We start from the raw sequence: 21,158 nt of genomic DNA, 5'->3' as shown, positions 1-21,158 counted from the left end.
TTTCTTCAACAAATTTAAGTTGGAAAAATCGACTAAAAATCACCAAGCCTTTGCATACTAGACTGAACAAATCACTTTAGAGCGAAGTTTTGGACAATAAGTCGCAAAAGGAGAAGATATTTATGGCTTTAAACAAGGATATTCCCCATGATAAAAGCCTAGATAATAGTCTAGACTTAATGCAAGAGGGCTACATGTTTATTAAAAACAGAGTTGACCGTTTTCAATCTGTACTATTCGAAGCCAGGTTCTTTGGACAACGAGTAATTTGTATGAGTGGAGAAGAGGCCGCAAAGGTATTTTACGATCCAGAAAAATTTCAGCGACGTGGATCCATACCCAAACGGATTCAGAAGTCTTTTATAGGAGTCGACAGCATTCAATCAATGGATGGTCAAACTCATTTAGATCGTAAGCAACTGTTTATGTCATTCATGACTCCATCACACGATTTGCAACTTGGAGATATGGTCAAAGAACAATGGCAAGTCTCCATTAGGCAATGGGAACAAAAACAATCGATCATTCTTTTTGAGGAATCTAGAGAACTGTTATGCCGCGTTGCATGCGATTGGGCTGGAGTGCCCTTAAAAGAGTCAGAGGTAAAAGAGCGAGCAGAAGATTTTATCTCAATGGTTGATTCATTCGGAGCAATTGGACCAAGACATTGGAAGGGTAGAAGAGCTAGACAGAGATCTGAGGATTGGCTTAGAAACATGATTGCAGAGGTCAGGTCTGGTCAATTAAAAGTAAAAGAGGATTCCATACTTTATGAGTCTGTTCAAAAAGGAGGACAAAAAGAGCAAAGAAGTTCGAGGAAGCGAAGTCTTGAGCACCGGAGCGTATGTTTTGTATACGTGAGGAGCGGAGAGACGAGCTGACGAAGAAATTTGAAGCTATTTTTGCCGGACTTTTTGAACACCCTCTTTATAAAGTTGCTTCTTACAAAGACATAAATGGTCAACACTTAAGTAATCAAATGGCAGCAGGAGACATCATTTCGATAGTAAAATCTATTGTCGCCGTTTCATTTTTTATTACATTTTCAGCTCTAGCTCTTCATGAGAATCCTCATTGTTCACCAAAGCTTAAATCGGGTGATACAGCTTCCCTTGAAAGGTTTTCGGAGGAGGTAAGACGTTACTATCCTTTGGCTCCATTTATTGGGGCTAGGGCAAGGAAGGATTTTATTTGGAACAACTGTCAATTTAAAGAAGGGATGCTTGTTGTCCTAGACTTATTTGGCACCAATCATGACCCACACCTTTGGGAAAGTCCGGAGAAGTTTCAACCTAATCGCTTTATAGATCGGAAAGAGAATTTATTCGACTTTATCCCTCAAGGCGGTGGTGAACCTGCCCATGGTCATCGTTGCCCAGGTGAACGTATTACTGTGCAGGTGATAAAAGCAAGTGTTGATTTTCTTGTAAACAGCATTGAGTTTGAAATACCCAATCAAGACTTTAGTTACAATCTGGCAAGGATGCCCTCATTACCAGAGAGTGGGTTTGTGATAAGTAATATTAGACGTAAAAATAATAAACATTAATGCAGCATATAAAAAGAGTCTGTTTTGAGATAACTTGATCAAGACAAGCTCTTTCTCTATTTATTGGAAGTCCATCCACTCTTCGAACAATATTTTTACAATACCAAACCTTAAAGTTCTTCGTAATAGTCTCGGGTTCTTCCTACTACATCATTAGTTGCTTTCCCTTTTCCCTAGAAATTCAAATAGCTTATGACGTTGAAGTTTTTTCGTTGCATTTCGAGGTAGTTCATCAAGGAAATACACGGACTTGGGCACTTTGTACTTTGCTAGCTTTTCCCTGCAAAACGACTGAAGCTCTTCGGTCGTAAGATCCTCACTCACAATAAAGGCAACTGGAACTTGACCCCACTTTTCATCCTCTATCCCAATAACCCCTGCATCCTGAATCTTTGGATGCGATATCAATACACCTTCAATTTCTGCAGGGTACACATTCTCCCCTCCTGAAATAATCAGGTCCTTACGACGATCCAACACAAATAAAAAACCTTCTTGATCAAGGTATCCCATGTCTCCTGTTGAAAGCCATCCTTTTTTTATCGCAGTGGAAGTTGCATCCGTCTGATTATAATAGCCGCTTGTAACCGTAGGTCCTTTTACAACAATTTCACCTACCTCCATAGGTGGCTGTTCTTTTCCATCGCGAATAATTTTTGCCTGAGAATGAAAAAGAGGCTTCCCCGCTGACCCAAGCTTGCTCAAGCTGTACTCAGGTGATAGTGACACAATTTGTGAGGCTGTTTCTGTCATGCCATATGTTTGATAAACCGGAATGGAGAGATCCCTACTTCTTTCTAGCAATTCTTTAGAGGCTGGGCCTCCACCTAATAACACACACCGTAAACTTTCTGGATATCGTGTTTTCATCTCTTCATGTTTCCTGATCATTTGCTGAAGCATAATTCCTACAACAGAGATGATTGTCACTTTTTCTTCGATTATGGCTTTGTTGATTTGTTTAGGATCGAACGGGTCTTGTAGGACTACTTTCATTCCATAAATGACACTTTTCATTAAAATGGATAGACCACTCACATGAAAAAAGGGAACACAGGCAAGCCAGCAATCATCTTGGTGTATGCCAAGATTTAGTGCAGATCCAATGGCACTCCAGTAATGGTTACCATACGTATGGACGACTCCCTTTGGATTACCCGTTGTGCCAGAGGTATACATGATGGTATCAAGATCTTGTAAGTGAAACTCCTCTTGGATAATAAGATTTTTGGAAGTAGCATTTGCATTGAATAGGGTTTGAAATGAGACGACTGGTATGGGTGCTTCCGCTTTGATGATATCTATTACCCCTGAACCTACAAAAACACATTCTGATTCTGCATCCTTTAGCTGCCAGAGTAGCTCACTCTTGGTGAGTCTTGTGTTTAACATGACTGTAATGGCTCCAATATATTTTAAAGCATGAAGTACCTCAACCATTTCAACACTATTGTGTGATAGCAGTCCAATTTTGGAGCCCTTTTTCACACCGAGTTCTTGTAGTTTTGCTGCGGTTAGAAGAACTTGATTATGTAATTCTTGAAAGGTTATTTCTCGTTGATTTATCTTTATTGCTACTCGCTCTGGTGTTAAATAGGCTCTTTGCATTAACCAATTCGGCACAGCTTGATTGAATGTCATACTGAATATGTACCTCCGACGATTTTCTACGTGGATTTATTCTTTTTAATCCAATGTTTCTATGATTTATTTAGGCTAATTATTCGATTAATTACGAGAATTCACTGTTTCTATATTAGTTGCAGAAGGTTAGTAGGGAGATCAGCAGCTAATCCAGTTATACACCAACTTTTCTCATATTCGCTTCTCCCATTGTACTAAATAAAAAAGCCTGATGGAAACCATCAGACTTTTTAACTTACACTTATGGAAAACGAGGGAACTGTCCGAAATCTGGCTTGCGCTTTTCTTTGAATGCGTCACGGCCTTCTTTTGCTTCATCGGTTGTGTAGTAAAGAAGTGTCGCATCTCCTGCAAATTGCTGCAAGCCTGCTAAACCATCCGTATCGGCATTCATAGCAGCTTTAATGAAACGTAGGGCTGTTGGGCTCTTCTCAAGCATTTCATTACACCATTGAATGGTTTCTGCCTCAAGCTTGGCAAGAGGCACAACCGTGTTAACTAGCCCCATATCTAATGCTTCTTGCGCATTGTATTGACGGCATAGGAACCAAATCTCTCTTGCCTTCTTATGACCAACGATACGAGCTAAGTAGCCAGATCCGTATCCAGCATCAAAGCTTCCCACAGTAGGACCCGTTTGTCCAAAAACAGCATTATCTGCTGCGATCGTTAAGTCACATACAATATGTAAAACATGTCCGCCACCAATTGCATAGCCTGATACCATAGCAATAACTGGCTTAGGAATCACACGAATTAAACGCTGAAGATCTAACACATTTAGACGAGGTATTTGGTCTTCTCCAACATAGCCACCATGTCCACGAACCTTCTGATCTCCACCCGAACAGAACGCATCATCACCAACACCCGCTAACACAATGACTCCTATTTTAGAATCCTCGCGTGCAAAAGCAAACGCGTCAATTAACTCCGATACGGTTTTAGGACGAAACGCATTTCGTACTTCTGGGCGGTTAATTGATATTTTTGCGATACCATTAAAAGTTTCATATAAAATATCTTCGTATTTTCTTTCAGCAATCCATTCAACATCGGCTGTCATAAAATTAATCCTCCTTATTGATTACGTTATGAAGAAACTCCATTACTATTTTACCAAAAAAATCAGGTTGTTCCACATGTATTGCATGTCCTGCATCAAAAACTCGATATTTTGTCGAATGCAGTAAGCATTTTTCCATATCCTCTGCAATCATACAAAATTTTGAATCAAGTTCACCACAAAGTAGAAGAACGGGTATTTGAATAGACGACAGCTTGTTCCAATAGGATAACTGGCTGCCTGTTCCCATTCCTCGAAGGCTGTTAGCTAAACCAATCGGCGAATTTCGAAGCCTCTGTGTCCGAATTCCTTCTTGAACTTCGAGTGGCAATTTTTTCTGAGAATGAAACAGGGATATTCTTTCCCATCGGTCAACGAAAGCCCCAACTCCATCATGCAAAATTTCCACCGCTAGCAACTCATCAGCGGCAACTCTCTCTTGTCTTGATCGTTCAGACAGTAATCCTGGAGAACTACTTTCTAAAATAAGGGATCTTACTCGAGATGGATACAGAACTGCGAACGCAAGTGCCACTCTACCTCCCATTGAATAGCCGAGGAAATAAGCAGCGTTAATTTCGAGTAGCGTAAGCAACGAATTCAAATCTCTACATGCATGCTCAACTATATATCGCTCTGGACTTTCTGGTGACTCTGTCTGTCCATGTCCAATTAGGTCCACAGTGATAACTGTAAACTGATGAGCAAGCTTTTCCAACAAAAATCCCCAATTTTCTTTACAGCCAGTAAATCCATGGAGGAGCACTAGAGCAGGGCCTTGTCCCCTCATCATATAGGAATAGGTGACACCATTCAATTCAATGTCCATAATCAATCCCTTTACAATAAAGCATCAAGAGCCTCAACTGCTTTTTCCCAGAGCTTACGATGAAGGACTACATTATCATTTCGATTGGCTGTTGGTACCTCAATCACCGATAATGTCCCTGATTGAAAACTGCCCGTAACCTCGGTTTCAAATTCATCCCATGATTGAACTCTGGCAAAACTCCCACCATACATCTCCACTACTTTTCCGTAATCTAAATCAATAGGAGTCCCGAATAAAAGTTCAAAGTGCTTTTCTTCCTGGGCTTGTGGAAGGAAAGAAAAAATCCCTCCGCCATTATTATTCACAATAATAATGGTAATAGGCAAAGAATAAAGTTTGCTTGCTAGTAAACCATTTAAGTCATGAAAGAAAGTGAGGTCCCCTACTAGTAGGACAAGCCTTTTTTCTTTCGTGTTAACTCCAAGTGCAGTTGATATTGTGCCATCGATACCATTTGCCCCTCTGTTGGCAAAAATTCGATTGCCTTTTTCATTTACAAAAAAGAACGAGTCTACATCACGAATGGGCATGCTATTTCCCACAAATAAACTCATTCCATTTTGAAGCAATGGCACTAAATGTCTAACAACATCCCCTTCAAAATAAAAATCCGTAAGCTTTGAAAGCAATGTTGGCTTAACAACCTCATTTGCCTTTTTCCATTTAGCAGAATACTCGCTAGGTTGATCAAACTCAAAAAGGGCAGCGGTCTCCATGCAAAAATTAAGTTCATTCATATGTATAAAATGGGTTGCTAAAAGTGTAGGGTCTCTAAAGCCTTCCGCTTCGTCAACAACTAGATGATAAGTGGCTTTGGATTGTGAAATCAATTGACCCAACAATTTAGAAACGGGCATTGCTCCAAAGCGTATGATCACATCTGGTTTTAAACTTTCAAACATTTTCGCGCTTTTTAATATGGTATCGTAGCAATCAATCACCATCTCTTTTGAATGGACACCACTTCTTACCTGTGAAAGTGGATCAGCTAGAATTGGATATCCAATCTTTTTGGCTAGTGCTGCAACCGCTTCTGGGAATCCAAACTGATCATGTGGCCCACAAATAATGATTCCTTTTTCAAAACCTTTAAGCTTAGTGAAAATAGGTATCAAGCTCTCATGTAGTGAATGTTTTCCGCTCGTATAAACTGTTTTTCCTTCTTTAAATGTCTCCCACTTGATTGCTTGAAAGTTTGGGACAAGCGGCTCACGTAATGGGAAGTTCAGATGTACGACCCCAGCAGGTGCTGACAAAGAAGTTGAAACAGCCCTACTTGCCACCGTTTTCGCGTAGTTAAGCATAATAGGTGTATCCTCTGGAATCCCCATCTCAACGAACCACTTGCTATATTTCCCAAAAAGATCAATTTGATTTATGGCTTGTGGAGCCCCCACATCCCGGAGCTCGTGGGGACGGTCAGCTGTCAGTACGATTAATGGGATGCGAGAGTGAGTAGCTTCGACAATGGCCGGATAATAATTAGCGGCAGCCGTTCCAGACGTACATAATAAAGCGACAGGATTAAAAGAAGCCTTTGCAATTCCTAAAGCAAAAAATGCCGCTGAACGCTCATCAATAGTAATCCAAGTCTTTAAGGTCGGATGCTCAGCCATTAACAAAGCCAGTGGTGTCGACCTTGAACCAGGACTGATTACTACATCCTCCACACCTGCTTGAACCATCTCCCCAATAAAGTTTGCTAAATAGTGAGTAAGGGCTAAATTATCATTCATATGCCTTGCCTCCAATAGCTGTAAGCATGGGTTTTAACTTAATTTGTGTTTCTTCGTATTCCTTTTCTGGCTCTGATTTTCCAACAATTCCACAACCAGCAAAAAGGGCTGCTTCATTTTTCTGAATAAGGCCTGAACGAATGGCAACGGCAAATTCTCCATTACCTTCTGAGTCAATCCATCCTATTGGACCCGCATACCAACCTCTATCGAGTAACTCATGCTCTCTAATTGCAACCATAGCTTTATCTTGAGGAAATCCACCTAATGCTGGAGTAGGGTGTAGCCGTTTCACAATGGAAAGCAAATGCAGCCCATTATGGGCCTTTCCGACAATCGGTGTATACAAGTGCTGAATGTTCTTGGCTTTAAAGATGGATGGACGAATTGGTTTAGTCACACTACTACAAACTTGACTAAGCTCTTCTGTGATCATTTGGACAACAAATTGATGTTCTTCTAGGTTTTTGGAATCGGCTAGCAATGTGCGTTCTAAATCCTTATCTTCCTTTTCTGTTTTCCCTCTTTTAATCGAGCCAGCCAAACAGGTAGAAAATAACCGATCCTCTTCTTTTTTAATTAATCGTTCTGGTGTAGATCCAATAAAGGTAGCCGAATCGCTTTCAATGGCAAATACATAACTACTCGGTTGATTTTGCACGAGGTTAAGCAAGATGGATGCTACATTAAAATCTTCGTCTGAATATAGCCTGATCTCTCTAGCTAACACGGCTTTTTCAAATTTTCCTTGATTGATTTGAGAAATTACAGTTTCTACAGACTTCATCCACTCGTCCACTTCTACTTCTTGTTCTGTAAAGGTATGCTGCATGGAAAGACTTAGCTCAGTATTTCCCTTACCTAAAAGTTCTTTTCTTCTCTTTTCAAGCTTCTGGTACACCTTTTCAGGCAGGTCAAAAGAGGTTACGAGGACATTCATCGTAAACCAAGTTTGGTCATTTTCAATGGTAAGCATATATTTAGGCAAATAGAATTTAGACTCAGGGAAGCTTCTCCACAGATCTGTTCGTTTTTTTGTCGGGTCAAAGGAAAATCCACCGAATAATAACGGACCGATCTTAGTTCTTCTACTATTTTTGTTTCTTATGGAAGATTGTAACAATGAATCCCACTTTTTCTTCACTTGATCAAAACGGCCTTCATTGGAATCCATGGTCTCGATAATTTGTGCTGCGCCTAATCCGACATACGTTATATGCTGGTGTGGTTCCTTCCAAAAAAAACGTTCACCAAAAAATAATTCCTTACCTGCCGTATAGAATAGGATAGGGTCAATGGGATCGATACGAATCGTTGAACTAATAAGAATGGGCTGTCCTTGTTGTTTCGCCTTATTAATTCCATCTACGATATCATCCTTTATTGAACTTTGTTGTATGGTTACCATGCAAATCCCCCTAAACCTTTATCATCTATGTCTATCGTTCAAATAACTATATAAAAATACACCTGAGCGCCTATGCTGTCAATGGTTCACGTTTAATAACACCTATTTTATTCTATTGTATATTGTTTGACCTTATCCATAAAGGAAAACGTTTCATATGTTGTAAAATCATGATGAATATTCCTATACATTATCGTTGACACAATTACGTACTTCTCCTAAACTAAAGTGTGATATAGAACGTAGAGAGGTGAAACGTCTATGCAGCCAGAAGTAAACCACAGTTCAAACATCTTACCAAAAAGACATCACAATTGGCGTGTATGGTGGACTTTAACAAGGCCGCATACTTTAACAGCAGCCTTTGTCCCTGTATTTATTGGAACAGCCTTAGCACTACCATATACAAACATAAATGTAATCTTGTTTATTATGATGTTGCTCGCTTGCTTAATTATTCAAGCTGCAACAAATATGATTAATGAGTATTATGATTTTAAAAGAGGTTTAGATCACGAAGGCTCCGTTGGGATTGGTGGAGCGATTGTACGTGAAGGGGTTAAACCTAAAACGGTATTAAACCTTGCCTTTGTTTTATTTGGAATTGCTGCCTTGATTGGAATATATATATGTATCCATTCAAGCTGGTGGTTAGCAGTAATTGGCACAATTTGTATGGCAGCTGGTTACTTTTATACAGGCGGTCCTGTACCCATCGCTTACACTCCATTTGGTGAAGTAGTCGCCGGATTGTTCATGGGTAACATCATTATTTTATTATCGTACTTTGTACAGACCAATGCCGTTACTTTAGAAAGTGTACTCGTTTCCATGCCAATTTCAATTTTAGTTGGAGCGATTTTACTTGCTAACAATATCCGGGATTTAGACGGTGACAAAGAAAACGGCAGAAATACACTGGCTATAATAGTCGGCCGTAAAAAGGCGATACAAGTACTTGCTTTCATGTTTTTTGTTTCCTATTTATGGATTATCGTATTAATCCTTTTAAACATGGCATCTCCTTGGTTGTTATTGGTCTTGCTGAGTATACCAAAACCAATTCAAGCAACTAAAGGATTTATTGGAAAAACAATTCCACTTCAGATGATGCCGGCGATGAAGGCAACTGCCCAAACGAATACACTTTTTGGATTATTGCTTTCAATCGGTTTAGTGCTCGCTTACTTCATTTAAACAGTCTACTTTATGTAGGCTGTTTTTTTCGTTTTATTTTATGCCATGTTTTACTCAACATAGTACATACTAAAATTGAAGTACCTACAAACTTCCTAAAAAGGAGGGAACCGAATGCTTTCTGCTCTCCATCTTGAGAAGCTGCAGCATCAACTCATAGCCGATAAAAAGGCTATTGAAGACCGATTTGACGAACATGGTCACTATGATTTAGAAAAAGGAGCTTTCCACGAATCCACTGGAGAGTTGTCAAGCTACGATAACCACCCTGCAGACGATGCAACGGAGTTATATGAACGTGAAAAAGACATTGCCTTAAATGAACACACCGAAAAAGAACTTTTCGATATTAATGATGCTTTACAAGCTATAGAAGCAGGCACATATGGGAAATGTAAGGAATGTGGAAAAGATATACAAGAAGAGCGTCTTGACGCATTGCCAACTGCTCTTTATTGCAAGGAGCACTCACCCGATCAACATGAGTCCCACGATCGACCTGTCGAAGAAAAGGTATTAATGCCTGCATTTGGAAGGTTCGAGTACGACGAGTCAGAAGGCGTAGCCTTTGATGCTGAGGATTCATGGCAAGAGGTTGCCCGCTATGGTACCTCAGAAACACCTTCTGATATCGATATGGAAGTCGAACGATATAGCGATGCCTATGTTGAATCAGATGACCCGATGGGCTATGTTGAGGATTATGAAAATTTCGTTGGAACAGATATCGAGGGGAAAAATGCTACGGTTTACCCAAATCACCAGCATAAGTCTTATGAAGATATATTAGATGAAGAAGGTACCATGACCATCTTTGGAGATTTACCACCGAGTGAAATAGAGCCTTACACCAAGCATCAAAAAGAATAATGAACATTAACAAGCTAAAAAGCAGCCCATTTCTGGGCTGCTTTTACTTATATGAATTATAACTTAACTACGTTAGCAGCTTGTGGTCCGCGGTTACCATCGACGATTTCGAAGCTAACTGATTGACCTTCATCTAAAGACTTAAAGCCTTCTCCTTGAATAGCTGAGAAATGTACGAATACGTCTTCTCCACCTTCAACTTCAATAAAACCGAAACCTTTTTCACCATTGAACCATTTAACTTTACCGTTTTGCATAATATTGCCTCCTAAACCTGGCACACTTTGGTACCTATAAATTAACTCCCGAGAAGATGGAAAGACTAAAAAAAGAAAAAACAAAAACCCTCATTAAATGTGGTTGAAAGAAAATACTTACCACACACATTCATGAAGGTATGACATTCTTACTTTCTATAACTATTCGAAACTTGCTCAGGTAGTACTTAAACTATATCACAAGACCAAAGTACCGTCAACAGATCCTGCCTCTTACCCAACATAGACACAGCTACTTTTGGTGAGTAAACTAGTGATGAATAGAGCGACAATTTCAACCTTATTGCCAAGCTACGTTAAAAGTTTTATTAAAATTTGAAAACTGCCCCCGAAGTTCGAGAGCAGTTTCTTGGGTTATCGAGCAGCCACTTTATTTAAGCCCCAAATCTCATCCGCGTATTCCTGAATAGTCCGATCACTCGAAAATTTTCCGGATTTGGCAATATTAATTACACTTTTTTCATACCAGATATTCTTATTGATAAAGTCCATTCCCACTCGTTCTTGTGCTTTCATATAAGATGAGAAGTCTTTTAGTACAAAAAACTCATCATTTTGTACTAACAATGAATCATGGATGATTTCAAAGTCAAAACCTGTATTCGCGAAAAATCCATTAACAAGCTGCTCTACAACTTTTTGAATATGTTGATTATGATGGTAATAGTCTAAAGACCTGTACCCACCATTTTGGTAATAATTAAGAACTTCCTCAGAAGTAAGTCCAAATGTGAAGATATTATCCGGACCTACTTCTTCACCAATTTCAATGTTTGCTCCATCAAGTGTCCCGATCGTAAGAGCACCATTCATCATAAACTTCATATTCCCTGTACCTGAAGCTTCCTTACTGGCTGTTGAGATTTGTTCACTAATATCTGTGGCAGGAATGATTTCCTCTGCCAAGGAAACACGGTAGTTCTCAATAAAAATAACTTTCATGTATTGACTTACCTTTGGGTCATTATTTACCTTTTCAGCAACACAGTTAATGAGTTTAATTACCTTTTTGGCAAACAAATAACCTGGAGAAGCTTTTGCTCCAAATATAAAGGTTCTAGGATGAATTTTAAAGCTTGAATCTTCCTTAATTTGATTATATAAATACATAATGTGAAGCGCGTTCATCAATTGACGCTTATAGCCATGTAACCGTTTAACATGGACATCAAAAATTGAATCTTCATTCAAGATGATACCCGTTCGCTCTTTAATCTTCTTAGCTAAAATTTGTTTTCTAGCTTGTTTTACCTTTTGTAGTTCTTCCTTAAAAGAAGCATCTTTTGCATATCTTTCTAATTGATCAAGCTCAATAGGTGAATCAATCCATTTATCTCCAATTGCTTCGGTTACTAGCCCTGAGAGTTGTGGATTTGCTTTCAATAACCAGCGACGATGCGTAATACCATTCGTCTTATTATTAAAACGGCTCGGGTACACCTCATAGAAGTCCTTCATTTCACGATGCTTTAAAATCTCAGAATGAATTTTAGCCACACCATTTACAGAATGTGAACCAACAATGGCCAAATGAGCCATCTTAACCAGTCCATGTGAAATGATGGCCATTCTTTCAATTCGATCCCAGTCACCAGGATATAGCTCCCAAAGCTGATTACAAAACCTCTCATTTATTTCTTGAACAATCATATAAATTCTTGGCAAAAGTGGCTTAAAAATATGCACTGGCCATTTTTCAAGAGCCTCTGACAAAGTTGTATGATTCGTATAAGAAATGGTTTGAGCTGAAATTGCCCATGCAACGTCCCAAGAGAGTTCTTCCTCGTCCACTAAAATACGCATTAATTCAGGAATGGCTAAAACGGGATGAGTATCATTTATATGGATCGCCACATGCTGGTGAAGGTCCACTAAATTTCCATGCTGCTTTCGGTAAGATGTAATGATGCTTTTTAAGCTAGCAGCCACTAAAAAATACTGCTGCTTTAGGCGAAGTATTTTCCCATCATCATTCGTATCATCTGGATATAAAAATTCAGATACCGCTTCCGTTTCACGTTTATAAGTTAGCGCATCTTGATGGATTGGATAAGGTGCAGGCTCTGCATTCCACAATCTTAGAGTATTTACTGTACTAGTCTTATAACCGATCACAGGCATGTCATACGGTACAGCAGATATAGTCTCTGCGCCAACATGTCTAAACTTCATCCTACCTTTTTCTAAATAGGATTCAATCTCTCCCCAAAAATTAACGGCAACTGCACTATCTGCTCTTCTAACTTCCCATACATTACCGTGTCTAAGCCACTGCTCTGGCAGTTCTACCTGATATCCATCAACAATCTTCTGATCAAATAATCCGTGCTTATAACGTATTCCATAACCATGACCAGGTAGGTTCAAGGAAGCTAGAGAATCAAGGAAGCATGCAGCAAGCCTACCTAACCCTCCATTTCCAAGACCTGCATCTATCTCACATTGCTCTATATCATTCAGTTGAATACCAAGCTCATTTAGGGCTTCCTCACATAATTGGCGAACACCTAGGTTCAATAGATTGTTCCCTAATAAACGTCCTAATAGAAATTCAATGGACAAATAATAAACCTGCTTCTGTTTCATCGTTCGGTGTAGTTCATTTGTTTCAATCCATCTAGAACTAATTGTTTCTCTCACTAATTTGCCTAAAGCATGATACTGCTCACTAATTGTCGTATCCTCAAAACGTTTACCATACATCATTTCAAGCTTTTGTAAGTACGCTTGCTTAAACTGGTCTTTGTTTGAGAACAAACATTTCACTCCTCACAGGTGAGCTTAATTTGGAATACAGTTGATTGTATATAAACGCAGATTGACTCCAGCTATAATCTTGACCCATGGCATTACTTGCTAAGGTAGCCCATTCTTTCTGATCGTTATAGAAGTTCAATGCCCTCTTTATTGTAAATAACATATCATCAGCATTAAAGTGAGAGAAGCTAAAACCATTTCCACTTTTCTCATCCTCGTTATAGGATTGCACAGTGTCATTCAGTCCACCCGTTTCTCTAACAACTGGTATAGTTCCATACTTCATTGCAATTAGTTGACCTAACCCGCATGGTTCAAACTGAGATGGCATTAAAAATAAATCTGCTCCAGCATATACCTTGTGTGCAAGCTGCTCATCAAACCCAATATAAGCCCTTACCTTTTCAGGATATGTGTATGACATCTCCTGAAAAAAATGCTCAATTGTAGGCTCACCAGTTCCGAGTACAATAAATTGAACATCTTCTCTCATTAAGTCATGAAAAATATGCTTAACTAAATCTAAGCCTTTTTGCTTCGTCAATCGAGTAATCATCACAATCAAGGGAGTGGACGGGCTTTCATTTAAATCAAAATATTGCTGAAGCTCTAGTTTATTAACTATTTTTCCTTCAAGCGAGTCCATATCATATGGATTCGTTATATATAGATCTGTTCCTGGGTTATAGGATGTGTCATCAATTCCATTTAAAATCCCAACAAGCTGATCTCTTCGCTCCCGAAGCAGCCCATCTAAGCCTTCACCAAAATATGATGTTTGAATTTCCTGACAATACGTAGGACTTACTGTTGTTATAAAATCCGCACAATTAATTGCTGCCTTCATGAAGCTAACATTTCCATTAAATTCTACATAATCCTTTGTGAAGTAGTAGTCTTCAACATTTAATAACTCATGTAAGATTTCTCTTGGAAACAGACCTTGGAAGTGCAGATTATGAATGGTGAAAATGGTTTTCATATTTTCATAGGTAGCATGATTCTTTCGGTATTTCACTTTTAATAGAAATGGAATCATTCCTGTATGCCAATCATGACAATGAATAAGAGCAGGTACGAATGAAAGATGTGGAATTGATTCAAGAACTGCTTTATTAAAAAAAGAAAATCGCTCCCCGTCATCAAAATGTCCATAAAGGGTATCCCTATCAAAGTAGTACTCGTTATCAATAAAATAATAGGTGATCTCATTTAGCTGCATCTGCTTAATTCCCACATACTGCTGACGCCAACCTACTTCAGTTGTAAATGAAGTTATAAATTCCATTTTGTCCTTGTACTTTTTTTCAATCGAGCCGTACAATGGCATCACTACAGCTACATTTGTTCCAAGAAGTTGTAACTCAAGCGGAAGGGAACCAGCAACATCGGCTAATCCCCCAGTTTTGACAAACGGTACACATTCAGATACGGCAAACAATACATTCACGAGTTCATCAGCGCTCCTTGAATAGTTCCCTTCTCTAGAACGAGAGGACGATTTGATTCGCCATGAAGCTTGAGTCCCGATTCAACACGAACATCTTTATCTAGGATCACTCCATCCAAGAGGCAGTCCTCTTGAATTTGACTCTTTTGCATCACAATACTATTCTTAATGACTGTTCCTTTGCCAACCTTAACTGCACGAAAAAGGATACTATTCTCTACATGACCTTCAATGATACAACCATTTGCAATAATTGAATTCTTAACAGTAGCCCCTTTCAAATAGCGTGTTGGTGGTTCATCCTTTACCTTTGTATAAATAGGTCTTTCCTTACTGAACAGTCGCTGCCATACATCATGATTCAGCATTTCTAAACTATGAAAATAGTATGATTCAATTGAATCTATAAAGGCCACATAGCCCTCGTATTCATAGCTATGGATACGATACATCAATCGATGATCAAAAAGAACATCTGAGAATTGAGTATAACCAGTTTCCTTGTGCTGACTAAATAATTCCATTAAAAAGTCCTTTTTCAGCAAATACATATGTAATGGTCGACCATTCTTTCGTACACATGTTATATCTGCTCCTGATTCCTTATGACGGTTAAGCACCTTTCGAAAGTCGATATTCGAAACGACTTGGCAATTAGCAATCACCACATACTCTTGTGTACTTCTTAAGAAGTAATCAATATTTGCCTCCATGTGAGAAAAAGAGCCAAACTCGTTTGATTGAATACCCTCACTCTCTGTTGGTGGAAAGATGAATAAACCATCTCTCTTTCGATTTAAGTCCCATTGCTTCCCGGAGCCGAGATGGTCCATTAATGAACGATACTGATGCTTGGGAAAGATGGCAATACTTTTCATTCCGGAATTCACCATATTTGACAATGTAAAATCTATAAGACGATAACGCCCACCAAACGGAATGGCTGATTGTGAACGTTTTACAGTTAGAGAACGCAAGGAATCACTAACGGTTGAAGCATCTATTAAGCCCATCATTGTATCTTTCATTGTTGTACCCCCATTAATTAGACTCTGTTTCAACTGCTGGAGAAGGAGCAAGCATATCTTCAGTCACTAATATAATTTCAACTGAACCTTCCTCAGGGCGAATAATCGTACCATCTTCAATAATAATGTCGGAAGGAACAATTGCACGTTCAATATAGACATTTTCACCTATTATTGCATCAGGCATAATCACGGAATCCTTAATGATTGATCCTTTACCCACGCGTACACCTTGGAACAAAACGGAATGTTCAATATCTCCATGTATAACACAACCCTCATTAATCAAAGATTGACTGACAGCTGCTTCAGATGAAAGGTACTGTGGCGGTTGGTTTGGATTAACTGAATAGATGCGCCATGTATGGTCATATAGATTTAACTCCGGTTTTTCTTGTAATAGATCCATATTTGCTTCCCATAAGCTTTTAACTGTTCCAACATCTTTCCAATATCCTTTAAATGGAAAAGCCATTAACTTCTTTTTATCGTTAAGTAACAAAGGTATGACGTCCTTCCCAAAATCATGACTAGATTCAGGATTCTGATCGTCCATCTCTAAATACTCTTTTAAAACAGAGTAAGAAAAGATATAAATACCCATTGATGCTAAATTATTCTTAGGTGAATCTGGTTTTTCATCAAATTCTACAACTTCCATCTGCTCATTTGTATTCATAATTCCAAATCTATTTGCTTCATCCCAAGGAACTTCAATTACTGAGATCGTCACATCGGCAGCCTTAGCAATATGGTAAGAAAGCATTTCTGCATAATCCATCTTATAGATGTGATCCCCAGATAATATCAATACATACTCAGGTTCAAATTGATTAATATAATTCATATTTTGGTAAATGGCACTGGCCGTACCCGTGTACCATCTCATCCCATTCGACTCTACATAAGGTGGCAAAACAGTTACACCGCCATGCTTACGGTCCAAGTCCCAAGCACTACCTATTCCGATATAAGAATTTAGTACAAGTGGCATATATTGTGTTAAGACACCTACTGTATCAATTCCTGAATTTGTACAGTTACTTAGTGAAAAATCGATAATCCGGTATTTCCCTCCAAAAGGTACCGCAGGTTTAGCTAAATTCTGTGTTAGTGTAAGTAATCTACTTCCTTGACCTCCAGCTAATAACATAGCAACACAATTTCCTTGACCCATTTCAAAATCTCCCCTCTCGGACTTAAAAGCTAGTAATTTTATTAAATATGCATAGAGAGATGCATAGATGACACAAAGAATAAAGACGCAATTTTTAGAAAGAAACATTAGCGTAAATGTATCATTACCTTCAAACTTACTATTCAAGTTTTGATTCCAAATTCCTTGCACTATTTTTTGTTTATACACAATTTCGTATGACAGCATATTACAATCAACAAAGAATTTTAACGCTTTAAGAAGAATGAACACGAAATATGTAGAAAGAGAGAGAGGAGTTGGTATGATGTTGGGTGGATATGGATGGGGAAATTCCCGGTGACCGATGGTTGACCAAATTGACTTGATATCTCAACACGAGTTATTCGAGAGACTGATTCGCTGGCGATTTAGATGGGGGGCTTGTCCCGAATATGAGCTATTTAGGACAAAGGGGTTGCAGTTTGGATGGGGGTCTGTCCCTAAGTAAGAGCTATTCAGGACAGAGATTGGCGATTAGATGGGATGCTGTCCCGAATAAGAGCTATTCAGGACAGAGATTGGCGATTACTGTCCCGAATAAGAGCTATTCAGGACACTAGGGTAGCAGTTTGGATGGGGGTCTGTCCCGAATAAGAGCTATTCAGGACACTAGGGTGGCAGTTTGGATGAAAGGCTGTCCCGAATAAGAGCTATTCAGGACAGAAGGTAGCAGTTTGGATGGACGGCTGTCCCGAATAAGAGCTATTCAGGACACAGGGTAGCAGTTTGGATGGGGGGCTGTCCCGAATAAGAGCTATTCAGGACACAGGGTGGCAGTTTGGATGGAGGGCTGTCCCGAATAAGAGCTATTCAGGACACAGGGTGGCAGTTTGGATGAAAGGCTGTCCCGAATAAGAGCTATTCAGGACACACGGTGGCAGTTTGGATGGGGGGCTCTCCCAAATAAGAGCTATTCAGGACAGAGGGTAGCAGTTTGGATGGGGTTCTGTCCCGAATAAGAGCTATTCAGGACAGAGGGTAGCAGTTTGGATGGGGGGCTGTCCCGAATAAGAGCTATTCAGGACAGAGGGTAGCAGTTTGGATGGAGGGCTGTCCCGAATAAGAGCTATTCAGGACAGAGGGTAGCAGTTTGGATGGAGGGCTGTCCCAAATAAGAGCTATTCAGGACAGAGGGTAGCAGTTTGGATGGAGGGCTGTCCCGAATAAGAGCTATTCAGGACACACGGTGGCAGTTTGGATGGGGTCTGTCCCGAATAAGAGCTATTCAGGACACTAGGGTGGCAGTTTGGATGGAGGGCTGTCCCGAATAAGAGCTATTCAGGACACACGGTGGCAGTTTGGATGGGGGGCTGTCCCAAATAAGAGCTATTCAGGACAGAGGGTAGCAGTTTGGATGGGGGGCTGTCCCGAATAAGAGCTATTCAGGACACTAGGGTGGCAGTTTGGATGGGGGGCTGTCCCAAATAAGAGCTATTCAGGACACAGGGGTGCCAGTTTGGATGGGGGGCTGTCCCGAATAAGAGCTATTCAGGACAGAGGGTGGCAGTTTGGATGGAGGGCTGTCCCAAATAAGAGCTATTCAGGACAGAGCGGTGGCAGTTTGGATGGGATGCTGTTCCAAATAAGAGCTATTCAGGACACACGGTGGCAGTTTGGATGGACGGCTGTCCCGAATAAGAGCTATTCAGGACAGAGGGTAGCAGTTTGGATGGGGGGCTGTCCCAAATAAGAGCTATTCAGGACACAGGGTGGCAGTTTGGATGGGGGGCTGTCCCGAATAAGAGCTATTCAGGACAGAGGGTAGCAGTTTGGATGGAGGTCTGTCTCGAATAAGAGCTATTCAGGACAGAGGGTAGCAGTTTGGATGGATGGCTGTCCCGAATAAGAGCTATTCAGGACAGAGGGTGGACCATCAGATTGTTTTTGCAAGACACGAAGTCTCAGGAGGTATAAACAATGCGATAGAGGGGGATAGCACACCACAGTGTCAATCAAGTCTACTACAACTAAAACTACTAATACTCGTTGTTTTAATTTTTCATTTTAAGCTAAGCAAGGATACATTAGAAACCAACTCTACAAATATTCGTTAGAAAATTAGGTGGGATTATTCATTAGTCCAGTAATACTAAATTTACCGTTTCAGAAATATTATCAATCTCCTAATAAAAAGGAGAAATGTGTTTTAAAAAAGGAAATTAAACAGCAAAAAACACTGCAATTTTTTGCAGTGCTTTTTGCTGTTTGATGACCCATACGGGATTCGAACCCGTGATACCGCCGTGAAAGGGCGGTGTCTTAACCGCTTGACCAATGGGCCTAAATAGAGTATATATGGCGGAGAAGGAGGGATTTGAACCCTCGCGCCGCGTTAACGACCTACACCCTTAGCAGGGGCGCCTCTTCAGCCACTTGAGTACTTCCCCATATATGGCTCCACCAGTAGGATTCGAACCTACGACCCTTCGGTTAACAGCCGAATGCTCTACCGCTGAGCTATGGTGGAATGACATTATATATTTTACGTTTTGCCTTGTGCTACCAACGAATGCTTGTCTTCCCTTTAGGGTTTCCTTCCAGAATCTAATGATGTTATTATTCTACTCTATTAACAAAAATATGGTTAATAATATCATAAGTGGGCCTAAATGGACTCGAACCATCGACCTCACGCTTATCAGGCGTGCGCTCTAACCAGCTGAGCTATAGGCCCCAAAAAAGGAAATACATAGTTGAAAGCGGGTGATGAGAATCGAACTCACGACATCAGCTTGGAAGGCTGAGGTTTTACCATTAAACTACACCCGCAAATGGCTGGGCTAGCTGGATTCGAACCAACGCATGACGGAGTCAAAGTCCGTTGCCTTACCGCTTGGCCATAGCCCAAAATTATAATTTTTCATAAAAATGAAATGGGGCGATCGAGGGGAATTGAACCCCCGAATGTCGGAATCACAATCCGATGCGTTAACCACTTCGCCACGACCGCCATAATTGAATAAGGAAGGTTAATCTAACTTTAACTATGTTAAGGAAAGTTTTTTGCTGACACGAAAAACCTTGGTGGAGGGGGGCGGATTCGAACCGCCGAACCCTAAGGAGCGGATTTACAGTCCGCCGCGTTTAGCCACTTCGCTACCCCTCCGAAATATTGATGGTGCCGGCTAAAGGATTTGAACCCTCGACCTACTGATTACAAGTCAGTTGCTCTACCAACTGAGCTAAGCCGGCTAAAAAACTACAAATAAAAAAAATGGTGGCTCGGGACGGAATCGAACCGCCGACACAAGGATTTTCAGTCCTTTGCTCTACCGACTGAGCTACCGAGCCTTAGTTATGGCTAGTGTTAAGCTTCAGATTTATTTGTCAGCTTTGCTCACTCACATCATAACGTATTATTATACGTTGAGGTGTTCACTTACTTGCTTACTTAAACCTTTGCTTTTCTTATAGTTTTTAAAAAATGGCGGTCCCGACGGGAATCGAACCCGCGATCTCCTGCGTGACAGGCAGGCATGTTAACCGCTACACCACGGGACCATTATTTGGTTGCGGGGGCAGGATTTGAACCTACGACCTTCGGGTTATGAGCCCGACGAGCTACCAGACTGCTCCACCCCGCGATAATAATATCACTAAGTATATTCTTCAAACAAAATATCGTTCCAATTACAAAGAGTACACTTAATCAAAAATGGAGGAGGAAGAGGGATTCGAACCCCCGCGGGTTTTGACACCCCTGTCGGTTTTCAAGACCGATCCCTTCAGCCGAACTTGGGTATTCCTCCGAAAAAAATTCATGGTGGACCTTGTAGGACTCGAACCTACGACCGGACGGTTATGAGCCGTCTGCTCTAACCAGCTGAGCTAAAGGTCCTAGACTAAATGTGCAAATATAATTAATCGCAATTTAGTAGTAAAGGTATATAGCGGCGGAGGGAGTCGAACCCACGACCTCACGGGTATGAACCGTACGCTCTAGCCAGCTGAGCTACACCGCCATATTAGAATCTCATTTCACTATGGCATAATATCCTAGGTTTCACTTTGTTAATAAAGAGAATTGAAAGATATTTTGCTGACGCAAAAATCATTGGTGGAGCCTAGCGGGATCGAACCGCTGACCTCCTGCGTGCAAGGCAGGCGCTCTCCCAGCTGAGCTAAGGCCCCATTGCGTAATATAA

Annotated in this window: 12 protein-coding genes, 16 tRNA genes and 1 pseudogene; 3 read left to right on the top strand and 26 right to left on the bottom strand. The window is 40.3% G+C overall.

Annotated features, from left to right (window positions below; all coding sequences use genetic code 11):
• Positions 1-122: 122 nt before the first annotated feature.
• A pseudogene (locus ACOI1C_RS08525) lies at positions 123-1,549 on the top strand (cytochrome P450).
• Between the two features lie 153 nt (positions 1,550-1,702).
• On the opposite strand, the gene ACOI1C_RS08520 reads toward ACOI1C_RS08525, so the two are convergent.
• The 5 genes from ACOI1C_RS08520 to ACOI1C_RS08500 all read right to left on the bottom strand — a co-directional run bounded on the left by ACOI1C_RS08520 (position 1,703) and on the right by ACOI1C_RS08500 (position 8,235).
• Positions 1,703-3,190 carry an o-succinylbenzoate--CoA ligase gene (locus ACOI1C_RS08520; RefSeq protein WP_422509888.1) on the bottom strand — a complete coding sequence of 496 codons (1,488 nt, stop codon included), beginning with the start codon at positions 3,188-3,190 and terminating at the stop codon, positions 1,703-1,705.
• Between the two features lie 244 nt (positions 3,191-3,434).
• The gene (gene menB, locus ACOI1C_RS08515) at positions 3,435-4,259 is read right to left on the bottom strand and encodes a 1,4-dihydroxy-2-naphthoyl-CoA synthase (protein WP_422509886.1); all 825 of its coding nucleotides are present in this window, start codon (positions 4,257-4,259) and stop codon (positions 3,435-3,437) included.
• A gap of 4 nt (positions 4,260-4,263) precedes the next feature.
• Complete coding sequence (gene menH, locus ACOI1C_RS08510) at positions 4,264-5,088, bottom strand: 2-succinyl-6-hydroxy-2,4-cyclohexadiene-1-carboxylate synthase (protein ID WP_422509884.1); 825 nt, start codon at positions 5,086-5,088, stop codon at positions 4,264-4,266.
• 11 nt (positions 5,089-5,099) lie between these two features.
• Positions 5,100-6,827 (bottom strand): 2-succinyl-5-enolpyruvyl-6-hydroxy-3-cyclohexene-1-carboxylic-acid synthase, encoded by a 1,728-nt coding sequence (gene menD / locus ACOI1C_RS08505; protein ID WP_422509883.1) that lies wholly within the window; start codon positions 6,825-6,827, stop codon positions 5,100-5,102.
• Entirely contained in the window at positions 6,820-8,235 is a 1,416-nt protein-coding gene (locus ACOI1C_RS08500; protein ID WP_422509881.1) for an isochorismate synthase, read from the bottom strand. Before ACOI1C_RS08500 ends, menD begins: the two co-directional genes overlap by 8 nt.
• 261 nt (positions 8,236-8,496) lie before the next feature.
• Between ACOI1C_RS08500 and ACOI1C_RS08495 the strand changes: the two genes are divergently transcribed.
• A complete protein-coding gene (locus ACOI1C_RS08495) occupies positions 8,497-9,432 on the top strand; it encodes a 1,4-dihydroxy-2-naphthoate polyprenyltransferase (protein WP_422509879.1) in 936 nt (311 codons plus the stop codon).
• A gap of 114 nt (positions 9,433-9,546) precedes the next feature.
• Entirely contained in the window at positions 9,547-10,302 is a 756-nt protein-coding gene (locus tag ACOI1C_RS08490; protein WP_422509877.1) for a TraR/DksA C4-type zinc finger protein, read from the top strand.
• Positions 10,303-10,358: 56 nt separating this feature from the next.
• On the opposite strand, the gene cspD is transcribed toward ACOI1C_RS08490, so the two are convergent.
• The 21 genes from cspD to ACOI1C_RS08385 form a co-directional block, all read right to left on the bottom strand.
• Entirely contained in the window at positions 10,359-10,559 is a 201-nt protein-coding gene (gene cspD, locus ACOI1C_RS08485; RefSeq protein WP_422509875.1) for a cold-shock protein CspD, read from the bottom strand.
• A gap of 375 nt (positions 10,560-10,934) precedes the next feature.
• Positions 10,935-13,337, bottom strand: coding sequence for a glycogen/starch/alpha-glucan phosphorylase (locus ACOI1C_RS08480; RefSeq protein ID WP_422509873.1), 2,403 nt, complete (start codon positions 13,335-13,337; stop codon positions 10,935-10,937).
• On the bottom strand, positions 13,312-14,787 hold the full coding sequence (gene glgA, locus ACOI1C_RS08475; protein ID WP_422509871.1) for a glycogen synthase GlgA: 1,476 nt from the start codon (positions 14,785-14,787) through the stop codon (positions 13,312-13,314). The genes ACOI1C_RS08480 and glgA overlap by 26 nt, the downstream gene beginning before the upstream one ends.
• Positions 14,784-15,815: a sugar phosphate nucleotidyltransferase gene (locus tag ACOI1C_RS08470; RefSeq protein WP_422509869.1), complete on the bottom strand. Its 1,032-nt coding sequence runs from the start codon at positions 15,813-15,815 to the stop codon at positions 14,784-14,786. The genes glgA and ACOI1C_RS08470 overlap by 4 nt, the downstream gene beginning before the upstream one ends.
• A gap of 13 nt (positions 15,816-15,828) precedes the next feature.
• Positions 15,829-16,992: a glucose-1-phosphate adenylyltransferase gene (locus ACOI1C_RS08465; protein ID WP_422509867.1), complete on the bottom strand. Its 1,164-nt coding sequence runs from the start codon at positions 16,990-16,992 to the stop codon at positions 15,829-15,831.
• A gap of 2,230 nt (positions 16,993-19,222) precedes the next feature.
• Positions 19,223-19,294: transfer RNA gene (locus ACOI1C_RS08460), tRNA-Glu, on the bottom strand.
• Positions 19,295-19,309: 15 nt separating this feature from the next.
• Positions 19,310-19,400, bottom strand: a tRNA-Ser gene (locus ACOI1C_RS08455).
• Between the two features lie 5 nt (positions 19,401-19,405).
• Positions 19,406-19,480: transfer RNA gene (locus tag ACOI1C_RS08450), tRNA-Asn, on the bottom strand.
• Between the two features lie 133 nt (positions 19,481-19,613).
• Positions 19,614-19,687 (bottom strand) — tRNA-Ile (locus tag ACOI1C_RS08445).
• Between the two features lie 24 nt (positions 19,688-19,711).
• Positions 19,712-19,782, bottom strand: a tRNA-Gly gene (locus ACOI1C_RS08440).
• Positions 19,783-19,785: 3 nt separating this feature from the next.
• Positions 19,786-19,860, bottom strand: a tRNA-Gln gene (locus tag ACOI1C_RS08435).
• A 27-nt stretch (positions 19,861-19,887) separates the two neighbouring features.
• Positions 19,888-19,963 (bottom strand) — tRNA-His (locus tag ACOI1C_RS08430).
• Between the two features lie 72 nt (positions 19,964-20,035).
• Positions 20,036-20,119 (bottom strand) — tRNA-Tyr (locus tag ACOI1C_RS08425).
• Positions 20,120-20,129: 10 nt separating this feature from the next.
• Positions 20,130-20,205: transfer RNA gene (locus ACOI1C_RS08420), tRNA-Thr, on the bottom strand.
• Positions 20,206-20,228: 23 nt separating this feature from the next.
• Positions 20,229-20,304: transfer RNA gene (locus ACOI1C_RS08415), tRNA-Phe, on the bottom strand.
• A gap of 134 nt (positions 20,305-20,438) precedes the next feature.
• Positions 20,439-20,514: transfer RNA gene (locus ACOI1C_RS08410), tRNA-Asp, on the bottom strand.
• A 6-nt stretch (positions 20,515-20,520) separates the two neighbouring features.
• A tRNA-Met gene (locus ACOI1C_RS08405) sits at positions 20,521-20,597 on the bottom strand.
• A gap of 72 nt (positions 20,598-20,669) precedes the next feature.
• A tRNA-Ser gene (locus ACOI1C_RS08400) sits at positions 20,670-20,762 on the bottom strand.
• Positions 20,763-20,774: 12 nt separating this feature from the next.
• Positions 20,775-20,851, bottom strand: a tRNA-Ile gene (locus ACOI1C_RS08395).
• 50 nt (positions 20,852-20,901) lie between these two features.
• A tRNA-Met gene (locus ACOI1C_RS08390) sits at positions 20,902-20,975 on the bottom strand.
• A 93-nt stretch (positions 20,976-21,068) separates the two neighbouring features.
• A tRNA-Ala gene (locus tag ACOI1C_RS08385) sits at positions 21,069-21,144 on the bottom strand.
• Positions 21,145-21,158 lie beyond the last annotated feature (14 nt).

The organism is Bacillus sp. DJP31 (assembly GCF_049310945.1).
In the GTDB taxonomy this organism is placed as follows: Bacteria; Bacillota; Bacilli; order Bacillales; family SA4; genus Bacillus_BS.
The sequence above is the reverse complement of the archived record's forward strand: the minus strand, read 5'-3'. Positions and strand labels throughout refer to the sequence as shown.

Excerpts from the sequence above, each read along its gene's own strand:
- ACOI1C_RS08520 (WP_422509888.1), bottom strand. The coding sequence starts at position 3,190 with ATGACATTCAATCAAGCTGTGCCGAATTGGTTAATGCAAAGAGCCTAT.
- menB (WP_422509886.1), bottom strand. The coding sequence starts at position 4,259 with ATGACAGCCGATGTTGAATGGATTGCTGAAAGAAAATACGAAGATATT.
- menH (WP_422509884.1), bottom strand. The coding sequence starts at position 5,088 with ATGGACATTGAATTGAATGGTGTCACCTATTCCTATATGATGAGGGGA.
- menD (WP_422509883.1), bottom strand. The coding sequence starts at position 6,827 with ATGAATGATAATTTAGCCCTTACTCACTATTTAGCAAACTTTATTGGG.
- ACOI1C_RS08500 (WP_422509881.1), bottom strand. The coding sequence starts at position 8,235 with ATGGTAACCATACAACAAAGTTCAATAAAGGATGATATCGTAGATGGA.
- ACOI1C_RS08495 (WP_422509879.1), top strand. The coding sequence starts at position 8,497 with ATGCAGCCAGAAGTAAACCACAGTTCAAACATCTTACCAAAAAGACAT.
- ACOI1C_RS08490 (WP_422509877.1), top strand. The coding sequence starts at position 9,547 with ATGCTTTCTGCTCTCCATCTTGAGAAGCTGCAGCATCAACTCATAGCC.
- cspD (WP_422509875.1), bottom strand. The coding sequence starts at position 10,559 with ATGCAAAACGGTAAAGTTAAATGGTTCAATGGTGAAAAAGGTTTCGGT.
- ACOI1C_RS08470 (WP_422509869.1), bottom strand. The coding sequence starts at position 15,815 with ATGAAAGATACAATGATGGGCTTAATAGATGCTTCAACCGTTAGTGAT.
- ACOI1C_RS08465 (WP_422509867.1), bottom strand. The coding sequence starts at position 16,992 with ATGGGTCAAGGAAATTGTGTTGCTATGTTATTAGCTGGAGGTCAAGGA.